General features: G+C 59.7%; 21 protein-coding genes. 15 read left to right on the forward strand and 6 right to left on the reverse strand.

From position 1 onward, the window contains the following. Position 1: 1 nt before the first annotated feature. From cyoA to AC4PR2_RS04440, 3 genes are all read right to left on the reverse strand, one after another. A complete protein-coding gene (gene cyoA, locus AC4PR2_RS04430) occupies positions 2-952 on the reverse strand; it encodes a cytochrome o ubiquinol oxidase subunit II (RefSeq protein WP_492174917.1) in 951 nt (316 codons plus the stop codon). A gap of 440 nt (positions 953-1392) precedes the next feature. Beyond that, a complete protein-coding gene (gene ampG, locus AC4PR2_RS04435) occupies positions 1393-2871 on the reverse strand; it encodes a muropeptide MFS transporter AmpG (RefSeq protein ID WP_060423369.1) in 1479 nt (492 codons plus the stop codon). A 51-nt stretch (positions 2872-2922) separates the two neighbouring features. Then, positions 2923-3501, reverse strand: a complete 579-nt coding sequence (locus AC4PR2_RS04440) for a lipoprotein (protein ID WP_025160064.1) — start codon at positions 3499-3501, stop codon at positions 2923-2925. A 314-nt stretch (positions 3502-3815) separates the two neighbouring features. Here AC4PR2_RS04440 and bolA point away from each other — a divergent pair, with 314 nt between their 5' ends. The 9 genes from bolA to AC4PR2_RS04485 all read left to right on the forward strand — a co-directional run bounded on the left by bolA (position 3816) and on the right by AC4PR2_RS04485 (position 14466). Beyond that, positions 3816-4130, forward strand: a complete 315-nt coding sequence (gene bolA / locus AC4PR2_RS04445; RefSeq protein ID WP_004940361.1) for a transcriptional regulator BolA — start codon at positions 3816-3818, stop codon at positions 4128-4130. Between the two features lie 367 nt (positions 4131-4497). Then, positions 4498-5802 carry a trigger factor gene (tig, locus tag AC4PR2_RS04450; RefSeq protein WP_004940358.1) on the forward strand — a complete coding sequence of 435 codons (1305 nt, stop codon included), beginning with the start codon at positions 4498-4500 and terminating at the stop codon, positions 5800-5802. 438 nt (positions 5803-6240) lie between these two features. Beyond that, a complete protein-coding gene (gene clpP, locus AC4PR2_RS04455; protein WP_004940356.1) occupies positions 6241-6864 on the forward strand; it encodes an ATP-dependent Clp endopeptidase proteolytic subunit ClpP in 624 nt (207 codons plus the stop codon). Positions 6865-7007: 143 nt separating this feature from the next. Next, the gene (clpX, locus tag AC4PR2_RS04460; RefSeq protein ID WP_004940354.1) at positions 7008-8279 is read left to right on the forward strand and encodes an ATP-dependent protease ATP-binding subunit ClpX; all 1272 of its coding nucleotides are present in this window, start codon (positions 7008-7010) and stop codon (positions 8277-8279) included. A 194-nt stretch (positions 8280-8473) separates the two neighbouring features. Then, the gene (gene lon, locus AC4PR2_RS04465) at positions 8474-10828 is read left to right on the forward strand and encodes an endopeptidase La (RefSeq protein ID WP_019454189.1); all 2355 of its coding nucleotides are present in this window, start codon (positions 8474-8476) and stop codon (positions 10826-10828) included. Between the two features lie 216 nt (positions 10829-11044). Further along, positions 11045-11317, forward strand: coding sequence for a nucleoid-associated protein HU-beta (gene hupB, locus AC4PR2_RS04470; protein ID WP_004940351.1), 273 nt, complete (start codon positions 11045-11047; stop codon positions 11315-11317). Positions 11318-11495: 178 nt separating this feature from the next. Next, on the forward strand, positions 11496-13379 hold the full coding sequence (gene ppiD / locus AC4PR2_RS04475; RefSeq protein WP_330113328.1) for a peptidylprolyl isomerase: 1884 nt from the start codon (positions 11496-11498) through the stop codon (positions 13377-13379). Positions 13380-13517: 138 nt separating this feature from the next. After that, positions 13518-13898, forward strand: coding sequence for a ComEA family DNA-binding protein (locus AC4PR2_RS04480; RefSeq protein ID WP_492174918.1), 381 nt, complete (start codon positions 13518-13520; stop codon positions 13896-13898). 154 nt (positions 13899-14052) lie between these two features. Beyond that, positions 14053-14466 carry an acyl-CoA thioesterase gene (locus tag AC4PR2_RS04485; protein ID WP_038876185.1) on the forward strand — a complete coding sequence of 138 codons (414 nt, stop codon included), beginning with the start codon at positions 14053-14055 and terminating at the stop codon, positions 14464-14466. A 35-nt stretch (positions 14467-14501) separates the two neighbouring features. On the opposite strand, the gene queC is transcribed toward AC4PR2_RS04485, so the two are convergent. Continuing rightward, entirely contained in the window at positions 14502-15200 is a 699-nt protein-coding gene (gene queC / locus AC4PR2_RS04490) for a 7-cyano-7-deazaguanine synthase QueC (protein WP_025301770.1), read from the reverse strand. Between the two features lie 115 nt (positions 15201-15315). Beyond that, positions 15316-17031 (reverse strand): SgrR family transcriptional regulator, encoded by a 1716-nt coding sequence (locus AC4PR2_RS04495; RefSeq protein ID WP_330113329.1) that lies wholly within the window; start codon positions 17029-17031, stop codon positions 15316-15318. Positions 17032-17135: 104 nt separating this feature from the next. Between AC4PR2_RS04495 and cof the strand changes: the two genes are divergently transcribed. Beyond that, the gene (cof, locus tag AC4PR2_RS04500; protein WP_033647299.1) at positions 17136-17960 is read left to right on the forward strand and encodes an HMP-PP phosphatase; all 825 of its coding nucleotides are present in this window, start codon (positions 17136-17138) and stop codon (positions 17958-17960) included. Between the two features lie 60 nt (positions 17961-18020). On the opposite strand, the gene AC4PR2_RS04505 is transcribed toward cof, so the two are convergent. Continuing rightward, positions 18021-19061 (reverse strand): PLP-dependent cysteine synthase family protein, encoded by a 1041-nt coding sequence (locus AC4PR2_RS04505; RefSeq protein ID WP_015376851.1) that lies wholly within the window; start codon positions 19059-19061, stop codon positions 18021-18023. 122 nt (positions 19062-19183) lie between these two features. Here AC4PR2_RS04505 and AC4PR2_RS04510 point away from each other — a divergent pair, with 122 nt between their 5' ends. The 5 genes from AC4PR2_RS04510 to amtB all read left to right on the forward strand — a co-directional run bounded on the left by AC4PR2_RS04510 (position 19184) and on the right by amtB (position 25224). Further along, on the forward strand, positions 19184-19645 hold the full coding sequence (locus tag AC4PR2_RS04510) for an Lrp/AsnC family transcriptional regulator (RefSeq protein ID WP_004940330.1): 462 nt from the start codon (positions 19184-19186) through the stop codon (positions 19643-19645). 92 nt (positions 19646-19737) lie between these two features. Continuing rightward, positions 19738-21513, forward strand: a complete 1776-nt coding sequence (gene smdA, locus AC4PR2_RS04515) for a multidrug efflux ABC transporter permease/ATP-binding subunit SmdA (RefSeq protein ID WP_060440573.1) — start codon at positions 19738-19740, stop codon at positions 21511-21513. Further along, entirely contained in the window at positions 21506-23284 is a 1779-nt protein-coding gene (gene smdB, locus AC4PR2_RS04520) for a multidrug efflux ABC transporter permease/ATP-binding subunit SmdB (protein WP_055312256.1), read from the forward strand. The genes smdA and smdB overlap by 8 nt, the downstream gene beginning before the upstream one ends. A 278-nt stretch (positions 23285-23562) precedes the next feature. Next, positions 23563-23901 carry a P-II family nitrogen regulator gene (gene glnK, locus AC4PR2_RS04525; RefSeq protein ID WP_492174919.1) on the forward strand — a complete coding sequence of 113 codons (339 nt, stop codon included), beginning with the start codon at positions 23563-23565 and terminating at the stop codon, positions 23899-23901. A 36-nt stretch (positions 23902-23937) separates the two neighbouring features. After that, positions 23938-25224, forward strand: a complete 1287-nt coding sequence (gene amtB, locus AC4PR2_RS04530) for an ammonium transporter AmtB (protein WP_084826745.1) — start codon at positions 23938-23940, stop codon at positions 25222-25224. Positions 25225-25241 lie beyond the last annotated feature (17 nt).

The following is a 25241-nucleotide window of genomic DNA, read 5'->3' on the forward strand; positions in this document are numbered from 1 at the left end:
GTTATTCCTCGGCTCCGGCGTGAGCAGCATGTTCACCCATGTCCATACCTTGGCTCATGTCCATGCCTTCGTGCGCGCCAGCGCCCTTGTGCATATCCATGTCGCCCATGAATTTGGCAATTGTTTCTTTGAACAAATTCGGTTTGACAGCGGCAAAGTACTCAACCGGGTTGTTTTCACTCGGCTCTGCCAGTTTGTTAAAGTCGTCGGTGGTGTTCAGGTTTTTAGACGATGCCTTCACCTTGGCCACCCACTGATCGAAGTCGCCTTCGGTCGGGGTAACGATCGCGGTGAATTTCATACCGGAGAAGCCTGCGCCGCTGTAGCTGCTGGAGATGCCCTTGTAGGCACCGGCTTCGTTGCCGATCAGGTGCAGTTTGGTCTGCATGCCGGCCATCGCATAAATCTGTCCACCCAACTGCGGGATAAAGAACGAGTTCATTACCGAGTTAGAGGTGATCTTGAATTCGACTGGAACATCTTTCGGGAAAGCCAGCTCATTAACGGTCGCAATGCCTTGATCCGGGTAGATGAACAGCCATTTCCAGTCGAGCGACACCACTTCGATCGTCATCGGCTTCTTGTCGGTGACAATCGGCTTGAACGGGTCGAGTTCGTGGGTAGTCTTCCAGGTAATGGTGCCAAGGATGGCGATGATAATGATAGGAATGGTCCAGACGACCGCTTCGATCTTGTTGGAGTGGGCCCAGTTCGGACTGTACTTGGCGTCTTTGTTGGAAGAACGATACTTCCAGGCAAAGGCGAACGCCATGAAGATAACTGGCACCACCACGATCAACATCAACGCGATTGCAGTGATAATCAGTGTCCGTTGCTCAACACCAATTGCTCCTTTGGGATTCATCAAAACCATATCGCAGCCACTGAGCAATACAGTGCCTGCGATTAATGACAGCATCCCAATACTTTTATTGTATTTCTTAAGTCTCATCTAACGACCTCAATAACAAAGGCTCAATTGTCGTTTCATGTGTGCGGGCATTTTACGGGAAGGTTGCAGTACTGTAAACATGCTTAAGGGAGTGTCAGCGGCTTGTTGACACTTTCTGTTAAGGGGGTCACAGATGTAACCCTGCGTGACAATTTACCAATGACAACAACGCGTTGGCACGCTGAATCGTGACGAGCAGCCCGTATGTTAAGGAAAACTAAAGGTATGATGAATTTGGCGAAGAAATGCGCGGCGGGGAAATACGCAGAAAAGGTTTATTTAATGTAAAATAATTGTGTCTTAAAGGTGAATTTAATTATATTTCCGAGTGCGGCAGTCGGATAAAAAAATAATTTCCGCGTCGATTATCTTTTTTTACCAAAATAAATATACCCGCGGATCGCTTTTTTTTCGGCCGGCGAAATCGCCGGCCGGTCAGATTATGCCAAACGGGTGCGGCGCAGGGCCAGGTAATCCAGCGCGCTGCCCATCGCGACGCCGAGCAGGCTCAGCGCGGCGCCGACCTGCAGCAGCCGATCGGCCAACAGCGGTGCCTGCGTCCAGTCCAGCGCATTGGCGATCAGCAACAGCAACCACAGGCCCAACAGCGAACAGCCCAGCGTCAGCAGGCGCAGCGCCCAGCGGTAAGATCCGGAAAACTCGGTGCGCGGCATAAAGTCGCCATGTTGCTGGGTGTGTTCCAGCGTCTGGCGGCAGATGCCGAGCAGCAGCAAGCCGGGCAGGGCGGCGGCGATAGAGAACAGGTAGAACAACGGCCAGCCGTGGGCTTCGACGAACCAGCCGGCGATCGGGCCGACATAGACGCGCCCCACGGCGGACAGCGCCGACAGCAGCGCGAACTGGGTGGCGGAGAACGAACGGTTGCACAGCGTCATCAGCAGCGCCACGAAGGCCGCGGTGCCCATGCCGCCGCACAGGTTTTCGAGGAAGATGGCGCTGCCCATGGTGAGCAGGCTCTTGTCGGTCACCGCCAGGATCCAATACCCGAGGTTGGAGACCGCCTGCAGGACGCCGAACAGCATCAGCGCGCGGAACAGGGTGAGACGTTGCATCAGCACGCCGCCGAACAGGGCGCCGACGATGGTGGCGAACAGGCCGAGCGTTTTGTTGACCAGCCCGACTTCACCGGCGTCGAACCCCACGCCGCGGATCAGGAACGTGGTGCTCAGGCTGCCGGCGAAGGCGTCGCCCATTTTGTACATCACGATCAGCAGCAGGATCAGCCAGGCGTTGTTGCGGCCGAAGAAATCACGCAGCGGCGCGACGACCGCCTGTTCCATGGTGCGCGGTGCCGGGATGCTTTCATCCGGCTCCGGCGCCATCAGCGTGGCAGCCACGCCGATCAGCATCAATCCGGCCATCAGCCAGTAGGTGGCCTGCCAGCCGAAATAGCGATCCGCCAGCCACAGCGCCAGGCCGCCGGAAACCAGCATTGCCAGCCGGTAGCCCAGCACCGAGATCGCCGCACCCGCCCCGCGCTCTTCGGCTTTCAGCAGGTCGGTTTTATAAGCGTCGAACACGATATCTTGCGAGGCGGAGCAGAACGCCACCAGCACCGCCAACGCCGCCAGCCACCACAGGTGCTGCGCGGGCTGCATGAAGCCCATCGCCACGATCGCCGCCACCAGCAGCAGCTGGCTGATCAGCAGCCAACCGCGCCGCCGCCCGAGAAACGGCGGGGTATAGCGGTCCATGAACGGCGACCAGAGGAATTTGAATACGTAGGCCTGGCCCACCAGCGAGAAAATGCCGATGGTCTTCAGATCGATGTTTTCGACGGTCATCCAGGCTTGCAGCGTGCCGGAGGTCAATGCCAGCGGCAGACCCGACGCGAAGCCCAGCAGCAGCAGAATGGCGGAGTTACGCTGGGTGAAGATGTTCAGATAGTGTTTCGACATGAGTTCCCTGTCTGCGCCGCCCGATCCGCCGGGCGGCGCAAGGCGCGTCGATTAGCGCGCGTTTTGCTTGATAAAGTCGTTGACGCTGGTGTCCTGCGCCATGTCGGCGATCACGTCGCCCAGCACGGAGTTAACGGCGTCGGTGATCTTCTCGTTGGTGGCCGTGAAGGCGCCCTGCACGTTATACGTCGAGCGGTAATTTTTCACCTGCTTGTTGCCGTTCTTCGCCTGGGCGATGATCGAGATGTCGGCTTTGGTGGTGATGTTGTAGCGCAGGTTACCTTCGGAAACGTCCGCGTACAGGTTATTGACGACGATCTGCAGCGCCACCGGGCCGTCGGCGCCGATCATGTAGCCGCGAGCGCCCATCTGTTTCTCCAGCACTTCCTGCAGCAGGAAACGCAGATCGCGCGATGGCGTCAGCGTGACCAGTTGGCCGTCGCGATTCACCTTGGCCAGCGCCTGATCGGTGCGCTGATCCGCGCCGTTGATGCTGATGGTGATGCCCTGCAGGGTAGGATCCTGCTGCGGCAGAACGATTTTCGGCGTGACGTTCAGGGTGTTGCTGCTGGTCGCGCAACCGGCCAGCAGCAGGGCGGCCAGCAAAGGAAGACAAAGTTTCTTTAACATGTTTTCTGTCTCATTCTCGATGGATTTAGCAATAATCAGAGCGGGATAGCCGACAACAAATTGCCGACATCATAGCATCGCCGCCGTGCGGTGGAAGCGCGGAAGGCGCCTGAGTGACAAATTTTTACCTGCCGTTGATAAAAACACGCTTTTTTGGCCCGCTCAATCGGATAATCCCCCAAGCGGCGGGGATGACGCTCATCATCTGACCGCAGAAAAGAGAAATTTGTCCCGGTGATGGTCTAAACGGGGGAAAACCGGCTAATATTGAACTAGATGGGCACGGTCCTCTGCCGGTGTTGTAAGGAGATCCTATGATTCGCGAGCAAATAGAAGCAAAGTTAAGGGCGGCGTTTGAGCCCGCGTATCTGGAAGTCGTTGATGAAAGCTATCGTCATAACGTTCCGGCGGGTTCAGAAAGTCATTTCAAAGTGGTATTGGTCAGCGATCGCTTCGTCGGCGAACGGTTTTTGACGCGTCACCGCTCTATCTACGGCGTACTGTCGGAGGAGCTGGCCGATGGCGTACACGCGCTGGCGCTGCACACCTATACGCTCAAAGAGTGGGAAGGATTGCAGGATACCGTGCCGGCCTCGCCGCCGTGCCGCGGCGCCGGGACGCTGGCCTGAGGGGGAAATTTTCAGGTATCAGTGGAACTTTGCCCTCGAATTAGGGTATTACTACTGACGAATTTTGAAACGGCCTGCGGGCCGTTTCTGTTTTTGACGACGACACGGCCGACGCGCAATATGGCCAACGTTCGGTCTGTTTTGGCGGCCTTTTGGCGATTGAATCGGCAAAAGTGTGAGTTTTAGCGCGCCTGCGCCGCCTAGCTTTCCTCGACTCGCCATGCATGCGCCGCTATAATGTCGCGTCTTATTTTTCCGGAATGGTTTCGGGACGCTTCTGTCATCAGGGAACTCGGTTCTTATTTGTAGCCGTCCTGGTTCTTGGAACGGAGTTGACCGAGCACTGTGATTTTTTTGAGGTAACAAGATGCAAGTTTCAGTAGAAACCACTCAAGGCCTTGGGCGCCGTCTCTCTATTACTGTACCGGCTGATACTATCAAGCAGGCGGTGAAGAAAGAGCTGATCAACGCAGCGAAAAGCGTGCGTATCGACGGCTTCCGCAAAGGCAAAGTGCCGATGAACATCGTGGAACAGCGTTACGGCGCCTCTGTTCGTCAGGACGTGCTGGGCGAAGCGATGCAGCGCAGCTTCGTTGACGCGATCATCAAAGAAAAGATTAATCCGGCCGGCGCACCAAACTACGTGCCGGGCGAGTACAAAGAAGGTGAAGACTTCACTTTCGCCGTTGAATTCGAAGTGTATCCAGAAGTTGAGCTGAAAGGCCTGGAAAACATCGAAGTTGAAAAACCAGTGGTTGAAGTGAACGACGAAGACGTCGACGCGATGCTGGACACTCTGCGCAAGCAGCAGGCGACCTGGAAAGAAACCGATCGCGCAGCGGAAGCTGAAGATCGCGTGACCGTTGACTTCACCGGTTCTATCGACGGTGAAGAGTTCGAAGGCGGCAAAGCGTCCGACTTCGTACTGGCAATGGGCCAGGGCCGCATGATCCCAGGCTTCGAAGAAGGCCTGGTCGGTCACAAAGCGGGCGAAGAGTTCTCCATCGACGTGAACTTCCCGGAAGATTACCACGCGGAAAACCTGAAGGGCAAAGCGGCCAAATTCGCTATCGTGCTGAAGAAAGTTGAAGAGCGCGAGCTGCCGGAACTGACCGAAGAGTTCATCAAGCGTTTCGGCGTGGCGGACGGTTCCGTTGCCGGCCTGCGCACCGAAGTCCGCAAGAACATGGAGCGCGAGCTGAAAGGCGCCGTGCGTAACCGCATCAAGTCTCAGGCGATCGACGGTCTGGTGAGCGCGAACGAAATCGACGTGCCTGCTGCCCTGATCGACGGCGAAATCGACGTACTGCGCCGTCAGGCTGCACAGCGTTTCGGCGGCAACGAGAAGCAAGCGCTGGAACTGCCACGCGAGCTGTTCGAAGAGCAAGCGAAACGCCGCGTAGTGGTTGGCCTGCTGCTGGGCGAAGTGATCAGCACCAACGATCTGAAAGCTGACGAAGACCGCGTGAAGACGCTGATCGAAGAAATGGCTTCTGCCTACGAAGATCCGAGCGAAGTCATCGAGTTCTACAGCAAAAACAAAGAGCTGATGAACAACATGCGCAACGTGGCTCTGGAAGAGCAAGCGGTTGAAGCCCTGCTGGCAAAAGCGAAAGTGACTGAAAAAGCCACTACCTTCAGCGAGCTGATGAACCAGACTCAACAGGCGTAATGCCGGCGTGCCGGGCGCGATGAACGGCGCCCCCGGTTTCGCCTGGCGAACCGGCGCACGATGAAAAAGCCCGCAACCTCAGGTTGCGGGCTTTTCTTTTTGCCACGTTGCTGATTAATCTCAGGTTAAGCGGGGCAATATGCACTATATTTACCCTGTTGCCTGGGGAACTGGCTGGCATGATAACGGTCAGAATAACGGCATCGTTTTCGGCGCGCGGAGAAAATCGGCCTCTGGGCTTGAAATCGCGCCGGGATCCCCCAATCTGTTAAGAATAATTCTGGGGCTGTTTGCCAAAGTGCGCGGGATGAAATAACCGTCGGGTACGTGTGGCGCGGGTCGAATGCTTGAGCATAGTCATCATGGCCGTTCTCAAGTAGAATCGGCGTATTAGGGTGACACCCTGGCCGCCAAGGCAATTTCTATTAGGAGACGGTAATGTCATACAGTGGCGAACGAGATCAATTTGCACCGAACATGGCGCTGGTGCCGATGGTGGTAGAGCAGACTTCACGCGGGGAGCGTTCTTACGACATCTATTCCCGCCTGCTGAAAGAGCGCATCATTTTCCTGACCGGCCAGGTGGAAGATCACATGGCCAACCTGATCGTGGCGCAAATGCTGTTCCTCGAAGCGGAAAGCCCGGAAAAAGACATTTACCTCTACATCAACTCGCCGGGTGGGGTAATTACCGCGGGCATGTCGATTTACGACACCATGAAGTTCATCAAGCCGGACGTCAGCACCATCTGTATGGGCCAGGCGTGCTCGATGGGCTCCTTCCTGCTGACCGCGGGTGCCAAAGGCAAGCGTTTCTGCCTGCCGAACTCGCGCGTGATGATTCACCAGCCGCTGGGCGGCTACCAGGGCCAGGCGACGGACATCGAAATCCATGCGCGTGAAATCCTTAAGGTGAAAGCGCGCATGAACGAACTGATGGCCGAGCATACCGGCCAGCCGCTGGAGCAGATCGAGCGCGACACCGAGCGCGATCGCTTTATGACCGCGGAAGAAGCCGTGGAATACGGCCTGGTTGACGGCATTCTGACACACCGCAGCTAGAACCACGCGGCGCCGATGGACTATAGTAATCAGAGTGGGCAGGGGCTCGCTCTGTTGTGGCCCCTCGGCGTTCCCGATATGAGTTTGGGCGCACTGCCGCCGTGATTTTCCTGCGGGACAAGACTAAAGAAGAGGTTTGACTGATGACAGATAAGCGCAAAGACGGTTCAGGAAAGCTGCTGTACTGCTCTTTTTGCGGCAAAAGCCAGCATGAAGTGCGTAAGCTGATTGCCGGGCCGTCAGTGTATATCTGCGATGAATGTGTCGATCTGTGTAACGACATTATTCGCGAAGAGATTAAAGAAGTTGCCCCGCATCGTGAGCGCAGTGCGCTGCCGACGCCGCACGAAATTCGCCACCACCTGGATGACTACGTCATCGGCCAGGAGCAGGCGAAGAAAGTGCTGGCGGTTGCGGTGTACAACCACTACAAACGCCTGCGCAACGGCGATACCAGCAACGGTATCGAGTTGGGCAAGAGCAACATCTTGCTGATCGGCCCGACCGGCAGCGGTAAAACCCTGCTGGCGGAAACGCTGGCGCGCTTCCTGGACGTGCCGTTCACCATGGCCGACGCTACCACGCTGACCGAAGCCGGTTACGTGGGTGAGGACGTGGAAAATATTATCCAGAAGCTGTTGCAAAAATGTGACTATGACGTGCAGAAAGCGCAGCGCGGCATCGTTTATATCGATGAAATCGATAAGATTTCCCGCAAGTCCGATAACCCGTCGATCACGCGTGACGTCTCGGGTGAAGGCGTGCAGCAGGCGCTGCTGAAGCTGATTGAAGGCACCATCGCCGCGGTTCCGCCGCAGGGTGGGCGCAAGCATCCGCAACAGGAGTTCCTGCAGGTTGATACCTCCAAGATCCTGTTTATCTGCGGCGGCGCTTTCGCCGGCCTGGATAAGGTGATCGGTCAGCGCGTCAACACCGGCTCCGGCATCGGCTTCGGCGCGACCGTCAAGGGCGAGTCCGAGAAGGCGACCGAGGGCGAACTGCTGCTGCAGGCCGAACCGGAAGATTTGATCAAGTTCGGTCTGATCCCAGAGTTCATCGGCCGTCTGCCGGTGGTGGCGACCCTGAGCGAGCTGAGCGAAGATGCGCTGATTCAGATCCTGAAAGAGCCGAAGAACGCCCTGACCAAGCAGTATCAGGCGCTGTTCAATCTGGAAGGCGTGGAGCTGGAGTTCCGCGACGAAGCGCTGAACGCCATCGCCAAGAAAGCCATGGCGCGCAAAACCGGCGCCCGCGGCCTGCGTTCCATCGTGGAAGGCGCGCTGCTCGACACCATGTACGATCTGCCGTCGATGGACAGCGTAGACAAAGTGGTGATCGACGAGTCGGTCATCGCCGGCCAATCCAAGCCGCTGCTGATTTACGGCAAGCCGGAAGCCCAGGCATCTGGCGAATAATTAGCCAGTTAAACCAGAGCGTTATCAGCAAAATGGGGGATTTCATCCCCCATTTCTTTTTCCTGCATTCTTGCCGTTGAATGTAAGAGATTCATCCCCATATACTCATTAACCAGATTTTATGAAACGTTAGATGCTTGCGTCTCATGAGATTCCCCCTCAACCTGGCGGAAATTAAACTAAGAGAGAGCTCTATGAACCCTGAGCGTTCCGAACGCATTGAAATCCCCGTCCTGCCATTGCGCGACGTGGTGGTTTATCCGCACATGGTGATCCCGTTATTTGTTGGCCGGGAAAAATCGATTCGGTGCCTCGAAGCCGCAATGGATCACGATAAGAAGATCATGCTGGTGGCACAGAAAGAGGCCTCAACGGATGAACCTGGCATTAACGACTTGTTCTCGGTTGGCACCGTAGCGTCGATCCTGCAGATGTTGAAGCTGCCGGACGGCACGGTAAAAGTGCTGGTCGAGGGGCTGCAGCGCGCACGCATCACTACGCTGTCCGACAGCGGTGAGCATTTTGCCGCGCAGGCGGAATACCTTGAGTCGCCAGCGATCGACGAGCGCGAGCAGGAAGTGCTGGTGCGCACCGCGATCAATCAGTTTGAAGGCTATATCAAGCTGAACAAAAAAATCCCGCCGGAGGTGCTGACTTCACTGAACAGCATCGACGACGCCGCGCGCCTGGCGGACACCATCGCTGCCCACATGCCGCTGAAACTCAGCGACAAGCAGTCGGTGCTCGAGATGTCCGACATCACCGAGCGTCTGGAATACCTGATGGCGATGATGGAGTCGGAGATCGACCTGCTGCAGGTCGAGAAACGCATCCGCAACCGCGTCAAGAAGCAGATGGAGAAGAGCCAGCGCGAGTACTATCTGAATGAGCAGATGAAGGCGATTCAGAAAGAGCTGGGCGAGATGGACGACGCGCCGGACGAGCACGAAGCGCTGAAGCGCAAGATCGATGCGGCGAAGATGCCGAAAGAGGCGCGCGAGAAAACCGAAGCGGAACTGCAGAAGCTGAAGATGATGTCGCCGATGTCAGCGGAAGCGACCGTGGTGCGCGGCTACATCGACTGGATGCTGCAGGTGCCGTGGAATGCGCGCAGCAAGGTGAAAAAAGACCTGGTCAAGGCGCAGGAAGTGCTCGATACCGATCACTACGGCCTGGAGCGCGTCAAGGATCGCATCCTCGAGTACCTCGCGGTACAGAGCCGCGTCAGCAAAATCAAGGGGCCGATCCTGTGTTTGGTAGGGCCGCCGGGCGTGGGTAAAACCTCGCTGGGGCAGTCGATCGCCAAAGCGACCGGCCGCCAGTATGTGCGTATGGCGCTGGGCGGCGTGCGTGACGAAGCGGAAATCCGCGGTCACCGCCGTACCTACATCGGTTCGATGCCGGGCAAACTGATCCAGAAGATGGCCAAGGTTGGGGTGAAGAACCCGCTGTTCCTGCTGGATGAGATCGACAAGATGTCTTCCGACATGCGCGGCGATCCGGCCTCCGCTCTGCTGGAGGTGCTGGATCCGGAACAGAACGTGGCGTTCAACGACCACTACCTGGAAGTGGATTACGATCTGTCCGACGTGATGTTCGTCGCCACCTCGAACTCGATGAACATTCCTGCGCCGCTGCTGGACCGTATGGAAGTGATCCGCCTGTCGGGTTACACCGAGGACGAGAAGCTCAACATTGCGAAGCAGCACTTGCTGCCGAAGCAGCTTGAGCGCAACGCGCTGAAAAAAGGCGAGCTGACGGTCGACGACAGCGCCATCATCGGTATCATTCGCTTCTACACCCGCGAAGCCGGGGTGCGTAGCCTGGAGCGTGAAATCTCCAAGCTGTGCCGTAAAGCGGTGAAAACGCTGCTGATGGACAAGAAGCGCAAGCATATCGAGATCAACGGCGACAACCTGAAGGATTACCTGGGCGTGCAGCGCGTCGATTACGGCCGTGCGGATACCGAAAACCGCGTGGGCGAAGTCACCGGGCTGGCGTGGACGGAAGTGGGCGGCGATCTGCTGACCATCGAAACCGCCTGCGTGCCGGGCAAAGGCAAGCTGACCTACACCGGTTCTCTGGGTGAAGTGATGCAGGAATCGATTCAGGCGGCGCTGACCGTGGTGCGCGCGCGCGCGGAGAAATTGGGCATCAACGCAGATTTCTACGAGAAACGCGACATCCACGTGCACGTGCCGGAAGGGGCGACGCCGAAAGACGGCCCGAGCGCCGGTATCGCGATGTGCACCGCGCTGGTCTCCTGTCTGACCGGCAACCCAGTACGCGCCGATGTGGCGATGACCGGCGAGATCACGCTGCGCGGCCAGGTATTGCCGATCGGCGGCCTGAAAGAGAAGCTGCTGGCGGCGCATCGCGGCGGCATCAAAACCGTGCTGATCCCTTACGAGAACAAGCGCGATCTGGAAGAGATCCCGGACAATGTTATCGCCGATCTGGAGATTCATCCGGTGCAGCGAATCGATGAAGTTTTGAACATTGCGTTGCAAAACCCGGCCTTCGGCGCACTGCCGGTAGCGGCAAAATAGTGACGAATCGCAAAAACCATTGATAAAACTTATACTGGCAAGCCATTTCGGACTTGCCAGTATTTTTTTGTACCGCTAAGTTAGATCTCTGTCGGCCCGCGTTTTGCCACCCAGTCGGTGGCTTGCTAAGGTTCGATGGGATTGATATAACAGCTGCGCTGTCGCAACCGTAGGGATTTTTCGGTGCGACGATAGAATTCTAGAGGGGATGATAGAGTGAATAAGTCACAACTGATCGACAAGATTGCCGCAGGTGCTGATATTTCCAAAGCGGCAGCGGGACGTGCTTTAGACGCAGTAATCGCTTCCGTTACCGACTCTCTGAAAGCAGGGGATGACGTGGCTCTGGTAGGTTTCGGTTCCTTCACCGTGCGTGAACGTTCGGCTCGTACCGGCCGCAACCCGCAGACCGGTAAAGAGATCAAAATCGCGGCAGCCAAAGTACCGGCCTTCCGTGCAGGGAAAGCGCTGAAAGACGCTGTAAACTGATTTAGCGTCTAACCGTTTAGCGTAACAGGGTTTTGTAATAAACAATCACCTGACGCAGCGGTGCTGGTAAGGTAAGATACAAGGCGCATCGGACTGATGCGCTTTTTTTATTTTTGTCGCAGGGAACGCGCCTGCACAAGGGTTGTTAATCCACATCACAGCGGAGTGTTGTCACACTATGATGGACAATTTACGCGCGGCTGCTAATCACGTCGTGCTCAAAATCATCCTGGCCCTGATCATCCTGTCATTCGTTCTGACCGGGGTGGGTAACTACCTGATCGGCGGCTCCGGCGATTATGCTGCGAAAGTAAATGGTCAGATGATCGAACGCGCTCAGCTGGAACAGGCTTTCCAAAGCGAGCGTAGCCGCATGCAGCAGCAGCTGGGTGACCAGTTCTCCGCGCTAGCCGGCAACGAAGGCTACATGCAGCAGATGCGCCGTCAGGTGTTGTCCCAGTTGATCGACAACATGCTGCTCGACCAGTACGCCAAGAAGCTGGGCCTGGCGGTCAGCGACGATCAGATCAAGGACGCTATCCGCAAGGCGCCTTACTTCCAGACCAACGGCCAGTTCGATAACGCCAAATACCTCGACCTGATCGGCCGCATGGGCTACACCGCCGACAACTTCGCGCAGTCGATGCGCCAGCAGCTGGTCAATCAGCAGCTGATTCAGGCCTTCGGCGAGTCCGGCTTCGTGCTGCCGTCCGAATCGCAAGCCATGGCGGCGCTGGTGCTGCAGGAGCGCGACGTGCGCCTGGCGACCATCGATCTGAAGGCGCTGCAGGCGAAACAGAGCGCCGGTGACGACGAACTGAAGGCGTATTACGATCAGAACAAAAACAGCTTCATCGCACCAGAGCAGGTGAAGGTGAGCTATATCCCGCTGGACGCCGCGTCCATGCAGGACAAGGTGAAAGTGAGCGAAGAAGACATCAGCGCTTACTACGACCAGCACAAGAGCAGCTACGGCCAGCCGGAGCGTAAGAACTACAGCGTGATCCAGCTGAAAACCGAGGCGGAAGCCAACGCCGTGCTGGACGAGCTGAAGAAGGGCGCCGATTTCGCCACCCTGGCGAAAGAGAAATCCACCGATATCATCTCACGCCGTACCGGCGGCGAGCTGGGCTGGTTGGAGCCGGAAACCACCGCCGACGAGCTGAAGCAGGCTAACCTGACCGAGAAAGGGCAGCTGTCCGGCGTGGTGAAATCTTCCGTCGGCTTCCTGATCGTGCGTTTGAATGATATCGAACCTGAGAAAGTGAAGCCGCTGAGCGAAGTGCATGACGCCATCGCCAAGCAGGTGCAGCAGGAGAAAGCGGTAGACGCGTATTACGCGCTGCAGCAGAAGGTGAGCGAAGCGGCGACCAGCGACAACGAATCTCTGGCCTCGGCTGAAGAAGCGGCCGGCGTGAAAGCGGCGCAAAGCGACTGGTTCACTCGTGACAACATTCCTGCCGCGCTGAACTTCAAGCCGGTCGTGCAGGCGATCTTCGACGGCTCGCTGATCGGCGAGAACGGCGCGCCGGGCAGCAACTCCGACGTGATCACCGTAGATGGCGACCGCGCCTTCGTGGTGCGCGTGAGCGGCCATAAGCCGGAAGGTATCGAACCATTCGACCAGGTGAAAGACCGCGTGGCCGAGCTGGTGAAGCGCAACAAAGCGGTGCAGGAAGCGAAACTGCAGGGCGAGAAGCTGCTGGTTGAGCTGAAGCAGGGCAAGGGCGACGAGGCGATGAAAGCCGCCGGCCTGAGCTTTGGCGCCGTGCAGAAGATGGCGCGCGCGCCGGAAGACAGCCAGCTGGTGGAGAGCGTGTTCGCGCTGCCGCACCCGCAGGACGGCAAACCGGTGTACGGCATGTCGCAGGATCGCCAGGACAACGTGGTGCTGATCGCGCTCGATGCGGTGAAGCCAGGCACGCTGCCGGAAGACGAAATGAAAACCTTCGTCGGCAAGATGGAAGAGGGCGCGACCGGCGTTTCCTTCGATTCGCTGCTGGCGAGCCTGCGTAAAGAAGCCAAGATCAAAATGGGCGCCGCTGAGCAACAGCCTCAGTAATCGCCGCATTTTTCTGCAACGCAGTGCAACAAACAAAGGCCGCTTTCGCGGCCTTTTCCACATCTGATATCCGCCGATTGCTGAATATTCGCCGCCGCGGCAAGGTAGCCGTGCTGTCGCACACAAGGAGGATACAGCATGCAACATAAAGAGAAAAAAGCGTTATCAGGTTACCGTCATCACGTCAAAGCTGCGCTCACCGCGCTGCTGTTGTGCCTGGCGGGGCCGGCCGCAGCGGTGGATAAAGCCGAGGCGCCGGCACCCATGCTCTCAGCACCGGCGAGCAATGGCGGGCAATCGGTGATGACCAAGACAGCCGAGGAGGCGGCGGTCAGCATCAATCAGGCCACCGCCGAACAGCTGGCCGCCGCCTTGAGCGGCGTCGGTTTGAAGAAGGCGGAAGGCATCGTGCGCTACCGCGAGCAGAACGGGCCGTTCACCCAGGTTGAGCAGTTGCAGGAGGTACCGGGCATCGGGCCGGCGCTGTTTGAGAAGAACCGCACCCGGCTGAAAATGTGATCCCGGTCGCGGCTGCGTGGCAAAATGCCGCTGAGGCCGTCACTCCTCTGCTACATTTTACAGGTCTTACCAGTTTGGCGCGTTGACCAAACGGGCGAGGGAGCCGCTGCGGCTCCCTCTTTCTGTAATCACCAGGCAGGAGCGATCGTTCCCTATGCAAACCTTTATCAAAGTTCGCGGTTATCACCTTGATGTTTACCAGCACGTTAACAACGCCCGCTATCTGGAGTTTCTGGAAGAGGCGCGCTGGGAGTGGCTGGAGAACGAGGCCGGGTTCCGCTGGATGACGGAAAACAACATCGCTTTCATCGTGGTGAACATCAATATCAATTACCGCAGCCCGGCGGTATTGGGGGATAAGCTGCGTATCGACAGCCAGATGGTTCAGCTCAACGGCAAGAGCGGGGTGCTGAGCCAAAAGGTGACGCAGGATCCGGCGGGGACGCCGGTGGCTGACGCGCTGCTGACTTTCGTGTGCGTCGATCTGAAAACGCAGCGTGCGCTGCCGATCGAAGGAGAATTGCGCGAGCACCTGGAGGCGCTCACGCCGAAGGATAATCTGCAGTAAGCTCACGGGCGGCAGAGGCTGCCGCCGTCACTGCCTCAGGCCAGAGCGGCCTTCTGTTTCAACGCCGCCATCACTTCCGCCTGGTTGGCGCGGTACTGCATCAGGCCATTGGCGCGCAGGTTGCAGGCGGCACATTCGCCGCAGCCGTCACCCTTGATGCCGTTGTAGCAGGTCAGCGTATCCTGGCGCACGCGATCCAGCTGGTGGTAATAATCCGCCAGCGCCCAGGTCTCGGCCTTGTTTAGCCACATCAGCGGCGTTTCGAAGCGGATATCGCGGGCGATGCCCAGCGTCACCGCCTTGTTCAACGCTTTAACAAACTCGTCGCGGCAATCCGGATAGCCGGAGAAATCGGTTTCACACACGCCGGTGATCACCGCTTCCGCTTCCACCTGGTAGGCGTAGATCGCCGCCAGCGTCAGGAACAGGATGTTGCGGCCCGGCACGAAGGTGCTCGGCAGCGCATTTTTCTGATTGGGATCGTAGGCGGGAACCGGAATATTGTCGCGCGTCAGGCTGCTGACGGCCAGCTCATTGAGCAGCGTTACGTCCAGCACCTTGTGTGCCTTGGCGCCGAGGGCTACCGACAGCTCTTGAGCCACTTCAATCTCGGCGCGATGGCGCTGGCCGTAATCGAACGTGACGCAGTGAACTTCATCATACTGTTGCAATGCCTGGATCAAGCAGGTCGTGGAGTCTTGTCCACCGCTGAAAACGACAACCGCGCGCTTCATAAAATCACCTTTTTGGGCTTTGGCCTCTCCCGATACACATTCGGGCGGCAGGATAAAAATTGCGTTGCGGCGACAATAGTAGCAGAAAGGGCCGCCAGGCGCAGGGCGGTTCGGCTCAGGCCGGTGCGCTGTCCACCGGCGGCGGCAGCCACGCCTGGCAAAAATCGAACCAGCCGTGGGCGGTTAGCGTGACGCCATGCATGCGCGGCGGCGCGCTGATCTGATACTGATAGTGAAACAGCGGCGTGATGATGGCGGCGGCCATCAGCCGTTGATAATAAGCCTGCAGCTGTGCGAAGCGCGGTTGCTGCGCCTGCAGCTGCTGGATCTGTCGCAGCGTGTCCTGCTGCTGCTGCCAGCGGCTTTCCGTCAGGATACCGCGCCACAGCGTATCCTGCCGCAGCCAGCTCTCCAGCGTCGCCTCCGGCGCTTCACCGATCAGGTTGTCTGCCAGCAGCAGGTCGGCCTGGGCGATCTGCGCCTCGCTTTGCCAGCGTTTACCGGCGTAGTAACGCACCTCCAGCTCGCAGCCGTGCTGCGCCAGCAGCCGCTGTAGCGCGACCGTCACCGTTTCCAGCTCGACCGGCGGCCGATACAGCAGCGTCAGCCGGGCGGGCAGGGTGACATCTTCCTCAATCCGTTGACTGGGAATACGCCAGCCGGGCAGCATTTCATGGCTGGGGGTGATCACGCTGTTGGGAATAGGCAGACGGCTCAGCAGGCCGGACTGCTGGATCAGCATCAGCAGCTTTTGCCCCTGGGCTTCGCTCAGCACGCCGTGGCGCAGGTTCAGCGCCAGATAACACCAGCCCAGGCTCATGCTGCGCTGCACCGGCCGGGCCTGCGCCAAATCGTCTTGCTGACCGATGGTGATGCGCACCGGATGCTGGCAACTGGTGTCGGCGCCGGCGGTGGGCAGGTCGGGGGTGATCCAGTACTCGATGGTGTCCAGATACGGATGCTGCAGATGGTAACCGGCGTGCTGTTCCAGCCGCACCAGCTGCGGCTCATTCAACGCCAGCTTGAACGGGCCGGCGCCGATGGTCGGCAGCTCCGGGTGGGTCATCAGGCAAGGCAGCTCCGCCAGCCGGTGAGCCAGCCAATAGTCCGCCAGGTGCAGATCGAACTGGATGCACAGCGGATGCGGCAGGCTGATGTGTGCGACGTTGGCCAGGCTGGGTTGGCTGCGCGGGTGGCGCTGCAGCTTTTCCAGCGTTTGCAGCAGCTGTTGGCCGGTCAGCGGTTCACCGTTGTGCCAGCGCAGCTGGCTGCGCAGAAAGAAGCGCCAGCGCAGGCCGTGCTCGCCAATCTGCCAGTGGTGCGCCAGATCGGGCTGCGGTTCCGGGTTACCGGTCATCAGGCGCGTCAGCCCGGCGTGCAGGGTCGATACCAGATGTTGCTCGGCGCGGCCGGTCAGCGTGAGTGGGTCGAGCGCTTCCAGCGTGCGGTAATAGGGAATGCGCAGCGTCGGGCTGCCGGCCTGCCATTGCCCGCCGAGGTGCGGGCTGAGCAGATCCTGCAGGTGCTGCGGATCGAGCTGCGCCATCTCCAGCGCCCCCTGATGGTTGCCCTGTTGCAGCAGCTGTTGCAGCAGCTGCGCGCGCAGTTCATCTGGGGTTTTCAGGCAGTGTAGGCGGGCGCGTTTGCCGCGGCCGGGCTGCGAATGCCAGCTCAGCCAGCCCTGATCCTGCAGCTGTTGCACCAGCGTGCGGGCGTGCCGTTCGCTGCAGTAGAACATCGTCGCCAGCTCGCCGATGGTCACGGCGACCGGCGCGCTGCCGAGCTGTTGGTACAGGCGTTGATATTGGCTGAGACGGTGAACCAGGCGCATGGGCAGAAATCCGGAACAGTTTTCTCAAATTGTTCACTATTACTTCCGCAAATACCATCCCATACTGCACGGATTGTAATCGCGTTCACATTCAAGAGGTCTTTATGTATCGCCTGGCTGCTTTCGATATGGACGGCACGCTGTTGATGCCGGATCACCGGGTTGGCCCGGAAACGCTGGCGGTGCTGAACCAGCTGGTAGAGCGGGAAATGGTGGTGACGTTCGCCACCGGGCGGCACTACCTCGACGCGCAGCCGATCATGGCGCAACTGGGGCTGCAGGGGTACCTGATCACCGGCAACGGCACGCGAGTGTATGACAATCGCGGCCAACAGCTGCACGCCACCGATTTGCCGGCGGCGGTCGCCGAAGAGGTGCTGCATCATCATTGGCGCACCCGCGCCAGCATGCATGTGTTCCGCGATGAAGGTTGGCTGACCGAGTTTCCCGTGCCGGAAGAGATGCTGCGGGCGCACCACCTGAGCGGCTTTCGTTTTCAGCTGGCTGACGTGCGCCGCCTGCCGGCGTTCGGCAACAGCAAGGTGTGCTTTGTCGCGCCGCATGAGGAGCTGCTGGCGTTGCAGGTGCAGCTGCGGGCACAGCTGGGCGACGAGGCAGACCTGTGCTTTTCCGCTTACGACTGTCTGGAAGTGCTGCCGCTCGGTTGCAACAAAGGCACGGCGCTGGACCGGCTGAGCCGCCATCTGGGGCTGACGATGGCCGACTGCATGGCGTTCGGCGACGCGATGAACGACAAAGAGATGCTGGGGGCGGTGGGGCACGGCGTGGTGATGGGCAACGCCCTGCCGCAGCTGAAATCCCTGCTGCCGCAGCTACCGGTTATCGGCCATTGCCAGCAACAGGCGGTGGCCCATTATTTACAACATTGGCTGCGTTCACCTTGCCTCACCTATTCCCCCGAAGAATGAGGTTCTCCTTACAGCCGGCCGGGTATGACTACCCGGCTTTTTTTTATCCGGAGCCTGGCGTTACAAATCCGCCAGCTGCGCCAGATACGGCTGCAGATCGCCGATGTTGTTGCTGACCCATTCTGGGTTGTAATAGGTATCCAGATAACGCTCGCCGCTGTCGCACAGCAGGGTGACGATCGACCCTTGCTCGCCGTTTTCCCGCATCTGTTTCGCCAGCTGCAGCGCACCCCAGACGTTGGTGCCGGTGGAGGCGCCAACCTTGCGGCCTAACACGCCTTCCAGCCAGTGAATGGTGGCGACGCTGGCGGCATCCGGCACCCGCAGCATGTTGTCGACTACCGACGGGATGAACGACGGCTCGGCGCGCGGGCGGCCGATGCCTTCGATACGGCTGCCGCAGCTGCCGATCAGGGTGCGATCGCCGTGGTGGAAGCAGTCATAGAACACCGAATTTTCCGGATCGACCACCGTCAATTGGGTGTCGTGCCCCTGATAGCGGATGTAGCGCCCCAGCGTAGCGGAGGTGCCGCCGGTGCCGGCGCTCATCACGATGTGTTTCGGCACCGGGAAAGGTTCGCGTGCCATCTGGCGGAAGATGCTGTCGGCGATGTTGTTGTTGCCGCGCCAGTCGGTGGCACGTTCGGCATAGGTGAACTGATCCATATAGTGGCCGTTCAGCTCTTTCGCCAGCTGTTCGGAGGCGGCGTAGATCTGGGCGGCGTGATCGACGAAGTGACAGCGGCCGCCGTAAAAGGCGATCTGCTCCACCTTGCGGCGCGCGGTGCAGGATGGCATCACCGCGATGAACGGCAGGCCGATCAGACGAGCGAAATAGGCTTCGGACACCGCGGTGCTGCCGGAAGAGGCCTCGATGATGGTGGTGTTCTCGGTGATCCAGCCGTTGCACAGGCCATAAAGGAACAGCGAGCGCGCCAGGCGGTGTTTCAGGCTGCCGGTCGGGTGGGTGCTCTCGTCCTTCAAATACAGGCAGATGCCGGGAAACGCCGGCAGGTTCAGGCGAATCAGGTGCGTATCGGCGGAGCGCTGAAAGTCCGCTTCTATTTCACCGATAGCATATTTTACCCAAGAGTTTGTCATGATTTGGCCTCAAAATAGGGGGCTGGTTTATGGCGTAGCATAGCCTGTCGGCAGGAAAAAAGGATTGCCATTTTCCCTGTTTAATCGCCTAATGGGAGAAAATTTTTCTCCTGGTGGCCGCTATGTTAGATAAAACAGACCGTAAGCTGCTGTGCATGCTGCAGCAAGATTGCACCCAGTCGCTGCAGGCGCTGGCCGATGCGGTCAATTTGACCTCGACGCCGTGCTGGAAACGGCTGAAGCGCCTGGAAGACGAGGGCTATATCCGCGGCCGGGTGGCGCTGCTGGATAACGAAAAGCTCGGCCTGGGGCTGACGGCGTTCGTGCTGATCAAGACCCAGCAGCACAGCAGCGAGTGGTATCAGGCGTTTGTGCAACTGACCAGCCAGATGCCCGAGGTGCTGGCGTTCTACCGCATGGCGGGGGAGTACGACTATCTGATGCAGGTCGAAGTGGCGGACATGAAAAGCTATGACGGCTTTTATAAGCGTCTGGTGAACGGCGTACCGGGCCTCATCGATGTCACCTCAAGCTTTGCCATGGAAAAAATCAAATACACCACCGCGCTGCCGGTGCCGGAGTGAAAAGTTCACCGGACGGGCGGCTCAACGGTGGTATCCTGCTCTGCTGAAGCAGAAAAAGAGACAAATCCCATAAAACCCTGGAATCAAACTGCGTGAGATTATTTGCTCAAATCGGCTGGTACTTCCGCCGGGAGTGGCGCCGCTACCTCGGGGCGGTGGTGCTGCTGATCGTCATCGCCATCCTGCAACTGCTGCCGCCTAAGCTGGTCGGCATCATCGTGGACGGCGTCACCGAAAAACAAATGTCTACCGGCGTGCTGATGGCCTGGCTCGGGCTGATGATCGGCACCGCGATCGTCGTTTACCTGCTGCGCTATGTGTGGCGGGTGTTGCTGTTCGGCGCCTCCTATCAGCTGGCGGTCGAGCTGCGCGAAAACTTTTACCGCCAGCTCAGCCGGCAAAACCCGGCGTTCTACCTGCGCCACCGCACCGGCGATCTGATGGCGCGCGCCACCAACGACGTGGACCGCGTGGTGTTCGCCGCCGGCGAAGGCGTGCTGACGCTGGTGGATTCGCTGGTGATGGGGCTGGTGGTGCTGGTGGTGATGAGCACCCAAATCAGCTGGCAGCTGACGGTGCTGGCGTTGATCCCGATGCCGCTGATGGCGATCGCCATCAAATATTACGGCGACCAGCTGCACCAGCGCTTTAAATCGGCGCAGGCGGCGTTTTCCAGCCTGAACGATCAGGCGCAGGAAAGCATGACCAGCATCCGCATGATCAAGGCCTTTGGGCTGGAAGATCACCAATCCAACCGCTTTGCCGAGGTGGCGGCGCAGACCGGCGCCAAGAACATGCACGTGGCGCGGGTGGATGCGCGCTTCGATCCGACCATTTATATCGCCATCGGCGCCTCTAACCTGCTGGCCATCGGCGGCGGCAGCTGGATGGTGGTGAACGGGTCGCTGACGCTCGGGCAGCTGACCAGCTTTGTGATGTATCTCGGCCTGATGATCTGGCCGATGCTGGCGCTGGCCTGGATGTTCAACATCGTCGAGCGCGGCAGCGCGGCCTACAGCCGCATCCGCAGCCTGCTCGACGAGGCGCCGGCGGTGCAGGACGGCCCGCAGGCGTTGCCGGCCGGCCGAGGCGTGCTGGACGTGGATATCCGCGCGTTCCACTACCCGGAAAACCCACATCCGGCGCTGCATGACGTGGCGCTGACGCTGAAGCCGGGGCAGATGCTGGGGCTGTGCGGGCCGACCGGCGCCGGCAAGTCGACGCTGTTGTCGCTGATCCAGCGCCAGTTCGACGTCGACCAAGGGCAGATCCGCTATCACGGCCTGCCGTTGCCGCAGGTCAAACTCGACGACTGGCGTTCGCGGCTGTCGGTGGTGAGCCAGACGCCGTTCCTGTTCTCCGATACCGTGGCGAACAACATTGCGCTGGGCCATCCGGGGGCGACGCAGGCGCAGATCGAACAGGCGGCGCGGTTGGCCAGCGTCCATGAGGACATTCTGCGGCTGCCACAGGGCTATGACACCGAAGTGGGCGAACGCGGCGTGATGCTGTCGGGCGGGCAGAAACAGCGTATCTCCATTGCGCGTGCGCTGCTGCTGGATGCGGAGATCCTGATCCTCGACGACGCGCTGTCGGCGGTGGACGGCCGTACCGAACACCAGATCCTGCACAACCTGCGCAGCTGGGGGCAAGATCGCACGGTGATCATCAGCGCGCACCGGCTGTCGGCCTTGACCGAAGCCAGCGAGATCCTGGTGATGCAGCACGGCGGCGTTGCGCAGCGCGGCGATCCGGTGGCGCTGGCGGCGCAGCCGGGCTGGTATCGCGATATGTACCGTTATCAGCAGCTGGAAGCGGCGCTGGATGAAGCGCCGGAAAACGGCGAGGAGGCGTTGGCCGATGAATAAAGTGCAAAAGCTGTGGCCGACGCTGAAGCGGCTGCTGGCCTATGGCTCGCCGTACCGCAAACCGCTGGGGCTGGCGGTGCTGATGCTGTGGATCGCGGCGGCGGCGGAAGTCGCCGGGCCGATCCTGGTGAGCTATTTTATCGATAATTACGTCGCCAAAGGGCAACTGCCGCTGACGATCGTCGGTGGGCTGGCGGCGGCTTACATTCTGCTGGAGCTGCTGGCGGCGGCGCTGCACTACTTCCAGGCGCTGCTGTTCAACCAGGCGGCGGTGGGGGTGGTCCAGCGGCTGCGCACCGACGTGATGGACGCCGCGCTGCGCCAGCCGCTCAGCGCCTTCGACACGCAGCCGGTCGGGCAATTGATCTCGCGCGTCACCAACGACACCGAGGTGATCAAGGATCTGTACGTGATGGTGGTCTCCACGGTGCTGAAAAGCGCCGCGCTGATCGGTGCCATGCTGGTGGCGATGTTCAGCCTCGACTGGCGCATGGCGCTGGTGGCGGTCTGCATCTTCCCGGCGGTGTTTGTGGTGATGGGCATCTATCAATACTACAGCACGCCGATCGTGCGCCGGGTGCGCAGCTATCTGGCGGACATCAACGACGGTTTCAACGAAGTGATCAACGGCATGGGCGTGATTCAGCAGTTCCGCCAGCAGGTGCGCTTCGGTGAACGCATGAGCGCCGCCAGTCAGTCGCACTATCTGGCGCGCATGCAGACCCTGCGGCTCGACGGTTTCCTGCTGCGACCGCTGCTCAGCCTGTTTTCGGCGCTGGTGCTGTGCGGGCTGTTGATGCTGTTCGGCTTCAGCGGCGAGGGGGTGATTGGCGTCGGCGTGCTCTATGCCTTCATCAACTACCTGGGGCGCCTGAACGAACCGCTGATCGAGCTCACGTCGCAGCAGTCGATCCTGCAGCAGGCGGTGGTGGCCGGTGAACGCATTTTCGAGCTGATGGATCGCAGCCAGCAGAGTTACGGCGCCGACGATCGTCCGCTGGCCGGTGGCCGCATCGACATCACCGATCTGAGCTTCGCTTACCGCGCGGACAAAAAGGTGCTGCAGCACATTTCGCTGGCGGTGCCTTCGCGCGGTTTCGTGGCGCTGGTTGGGCATACCGGCAGCGGTAAGAGCACCTTGGCCAACCTGCTGATGGGCTATTACCCGGTCAGCGAGGGGGAAGTGCGTCTCGATGGCCGCCCGATCTCCAGCCTGTCGCACCGCACGCTGCGCCAGGGCGTGGCGATGGTGCAGCAGGATCCGGTGGTGATCGCCGATTCGGTGCTGGCCAACGTTACGTTGGGGCGCAACATCGAGGAAGACGCCGTGTGGCAGGCGCTGGAAACGGTGCAGCTGGCGAGTCTGGTGCGCGGCTTCCCGCAGGGTATTCACACCCGGCTGGGAGAGCAGGGCAATAACCTGTCCGTCGGGCAGAAACAGCTGCTGGCGATGGCGCGGGTCTTGGTGCAGGCGCCGCAGATCCTGATCCTCGACGAGGCGACCGCCAATATCGACTCGGGCACCGAACAGGCGATCCAGCGCGCGCTGCGTGCGATCCGCGAGCACACCACGCTGGTGGTGATCGCCCACCGGCTGTCGACCATCGTCGATGCCGATTCCATCCTGGTGCTGCATCGCGGCCAGGCGGTAGAGCAGGGCAACCATCAGCAGCTGCTGGCGCAGCAGGGGCGCTACTACCAGATGTACCAGCTGCAGCTGGCGGGCGAGCAGCTGGCGGAAGCGGTGCGCGAAGAGAGCCAACCCGCCTGAGCATGGGCCGCGATCGCGGCCCTTCTTTTTTTCCCACGCACCACAAGCAGGCAACCCGCCTGCGCCATGCCCCCTTTCTGCACTTTTTCGACGCGATGCGCACCAAATCAGTGCGCGATATTTAATCAATTCAGGGTATCGGTATGGCGCCGCGGTCTGATGGTGCCCGCGTTCCCGCTAATCCGCTGAATCGTCATGCAAAATCAAATCTGGCACAGGCCTTGCTACATATGACGCGTACCAGGGGTGAGTTTGGGTTTAATTCGTGGAGGGGCAATATGAAGCTGGTGACCGTGGTAATCAAACCGTTCAAGCTGGAGGACGTGCGCGAGGCTCTGTCCTCCGTGGGCATTCAGGGGTTGACCGTAACCGAAGTGAAGGGCTTTGGCCGCCAGAAGGGGCACGCCGAGCTGTATCGCGGCGCCGAATATACCGTCAACTTCCTGCCCAAGGTCAAAATCGACATCGCCATCGCTGACGATCAGTTGGATGAAGTGGTTGATGTGATTAGCAAAGCCGCCTACACCGGCAAAATCGGCGACGGCAAAATTTTCGTTGCCGAGTTGCAACGCGTGATCCGCATTCGCACCGGCGAAACCGACGAATCGGCACTGTAACCGCGAACTCAGCTAAGTGATGGGGATGGATTGATAATGAAAAGACTGTTATCCATGTTGGGCCTGAGTTCGGTAACCCTGGTTCCTTCTTTGGCCCTGGCCGCCCCGGCGGTCGCTGATAAGGCCGACAACGCCTTTATGATGATCTGCACCGCGTTGGTGCTGTTCATGACGCTGCCGGGCATCGCGCTGTTTTACGGCGGCCTGCTGCGCGGCAAAAACGTGCTGTCGATGCTGACGCAGGTCACCGTCACCTTCGCGCTGGTCTGCGTGCTGTGGGTGCTGTATGGCTACAGCCTGGCGTTCAGCGAGGGCAATGCGGTATTTGGCGGGTTTGAAACGGCGATGCTGAAAGGCATCGGCATCGACAGCGTCACCGGCAGCATCAGCCAGATGATCCACGTCGCCTTCCAGGCGTCCTTCGCCTGTATCACCGTCGCGCTGGTGGTGGGCGGCTTCGCCGAACGCATTCGCTTCTCGGCGGTGCTGATCTTCGCGATTGTGTGGTTCACGCTGTCTTATCTGCCGATCGCGCACATGGTGTGGGGCGGCGGCTACCTGGCCACCGATGGCGCATTGGACTTCGCCGGCGGCACCGTAGTGCACATCAACGCCGCCAGCGCCGGGCTGATTGGTGCCTACCTGATCGGCAAGCGCGCCGGCTTCGGTAAAGAGGCCTTCAAACCGCACAACCTGCCGATGGTGTTTACCGGAGCGTCCATCCTGTATATCGGCTGGTTCGGCTTTAACGCCGGCTCCGCCAGCGCGGCCAACGGCATTGCGGCCCTGGCATTCCTCAATACCGTGGTCGCCACCGCGGGCGCCATTCTCTCCTGGACATTCGCCGAATGGGTGCTGCGCGGCAAGCCTTCGCTGCTGGGCGCCTGCTCCGGCATGATCGCCGGGTTGGTTGCGGTGACGCCGGCGGCGGGCACCGTGGGCGTGGGCGGGGCGTTGATCATTGGCCTGGTGGGCGGCGTCGCCGGCCTGTGGGGTGTCGTGACGCTGAAAAAATGGCTGAAGGTGGACGACACCTGCGACGTGTTCGGCGTGCACGGGGTGTGCGGCATCGTCGGCTGCCTGCTGACCGGCGTGTTCACCGCCTCTTCACTGGGCGGCACCGGCTACGCCGAAGGGGTGACGATGGGCCATCAGGTCTGGATCCAGCTGGTGAGCGTGCTGATCACGCTGGTGTGGTCGAGCGTCGTCGCCTTTATCGCTTTCAAGATTGCGGGCGCGATGGTGGGCCTGAGAGTACCGGAAGAGCAGGAACGCGAGGGGCTGGACGTCAACAGCCACGGCGAGAGCGCCTACAACCAATAAGACTCGAAGCAGGGCAG

Source organism: Serratia sp. A07 (assembly GCF_058725505.1).

Excerpts from the sequence above, each read along its gene's own strand:
- queC (WP_025301770.1), bottom strand. The coding sequence starts at position 15,200 with ATGAAGCGCGCGGTTGTCGTTTTCAGCGGTGGACAAGACTCCACGACC.
- AC4PR2_RS04485 (WP_038876185.1), top strand. The coding sequence starts at position 14,053 with ATGCAAACCTTTATCAAAGTTCGCGGTTATCACCTTGATGTTTACCAG.
- tig (WP_004940358.1), top strand. The coding sequence starts at position 4,498 with ATGCAAGTTTCAGTAGAAACCACTCAAGGCCTTGGGCGCCGTCTCTCT.
- AC4PR2_RS04440 (WP_025160064.1), bottom strand. The coding sequence starts at position 3,501 with ATGTTAAAGAAACTTTGTCTTCCTTTGCTGGCCGCCCTGCTGCTGGCC.
- ampG (WP_060423369.1), bottom strand. The coding sequence starts at position 2,871 with ATGTCGAAACACTATCTGAACATCTTCACCCAGCGTAACTCCGCCATT.
- smdB (WP_055312256.1), top strand. The coding sequence starts at position 21,506 with ATGAATAAAGTGCAAAAGCTGTGGCCGACGCTGAAGCGGCTGCTGGCC.
- cyoA (WP_492174917.1), bottom strand. The coding sequence starts at position 952 with ATGAGACTTAAGAAATACAATAAAAGTATTGGGATGCTGTCATTAATC.
- bolA (WP_004940361.1), top strand. The coding sequence starts at position 3,816 with ATGATTCGCGAGCAAATAGAAGCAAAGTTAAGGGCGGCGTTTGAGCCC.
- clpP (WP_004940356.1), top strand. The coding sequence starts at position 6,241 with ATGTCATACAGTGGCGAACGAGATCAATTTGCACCGAACATGGCGCTG.
- AC4PR2_RS04480 (WP_492174918.1), top strand. The coding sequence starts at position 13,518 with ATGCAACATAAAGAGAAAAAAGCGTTATCAGGTTACCGTCATCACGTC.
- amtB (WP_084826745.1), top strand. The coding sequence starts at position 23,938 with ATGAAAAGACTGTTATCCATGTTGGGCCTGAGTTCGGTAACCCTGGTT.
- glnK (WP_492174919.1), top strand. The coding sequence starts at position 23,563 with ATGAAGCTGGTGACCGTGGTAATCAAACCGTTCAAGCTGGAGGACGTG.
- AC4PR2_RS04505 (WP_015376851.1), bottom strand. The coding sequence starts at position 19,061 with ATGACAAACTCTTGGGTAAAATATGCTATCGGTGAAATAGAAGCGGAC.
- AC4PR2_RS04495 (WP_330113329.1), bottom strand. The coding sequence starts at position 17,031 with ATGCGCCTGGTTCACCGTCTCAGCCAATATCAACGCCTGTACCAACAG.
- clpX (WP_004940354.1), top strand. The coding sequence starts at position 7,008 with ATGACAGATAAGCGCAAAGACGGTTCAGGAAAGCTGCTGTACTGCTCT.
- cof (WP_033647299.1), top strand. The coding sequence starts at position 17,136 with ATGTATCGCCTGGCTGCTTTCGATATGGACGGCACGCTGTTGATGCCG.
- lon (WP_019454189.1), top strand. The coding sequence starts at position 8,474 with ATGAACCCTGAGCGTTCCGAACGCATTGAAATCCCCGTCCTGCCATTG.
- AC4PR2_RS04510 (WP_004940330.1), top strand. The coding sequence starts at position 19,184 with ATGTTAGATAAAACAGACCGTAAGCTGCTGTGCATGCTGCAGCAAGAT.
- ppiD (WP_330113328.1), top strand. The coding sequence starts at position 11,496 with ATGATGGACAATTTACGCGCGGCTGCTAATCACGTCGTGCTCAAAATC.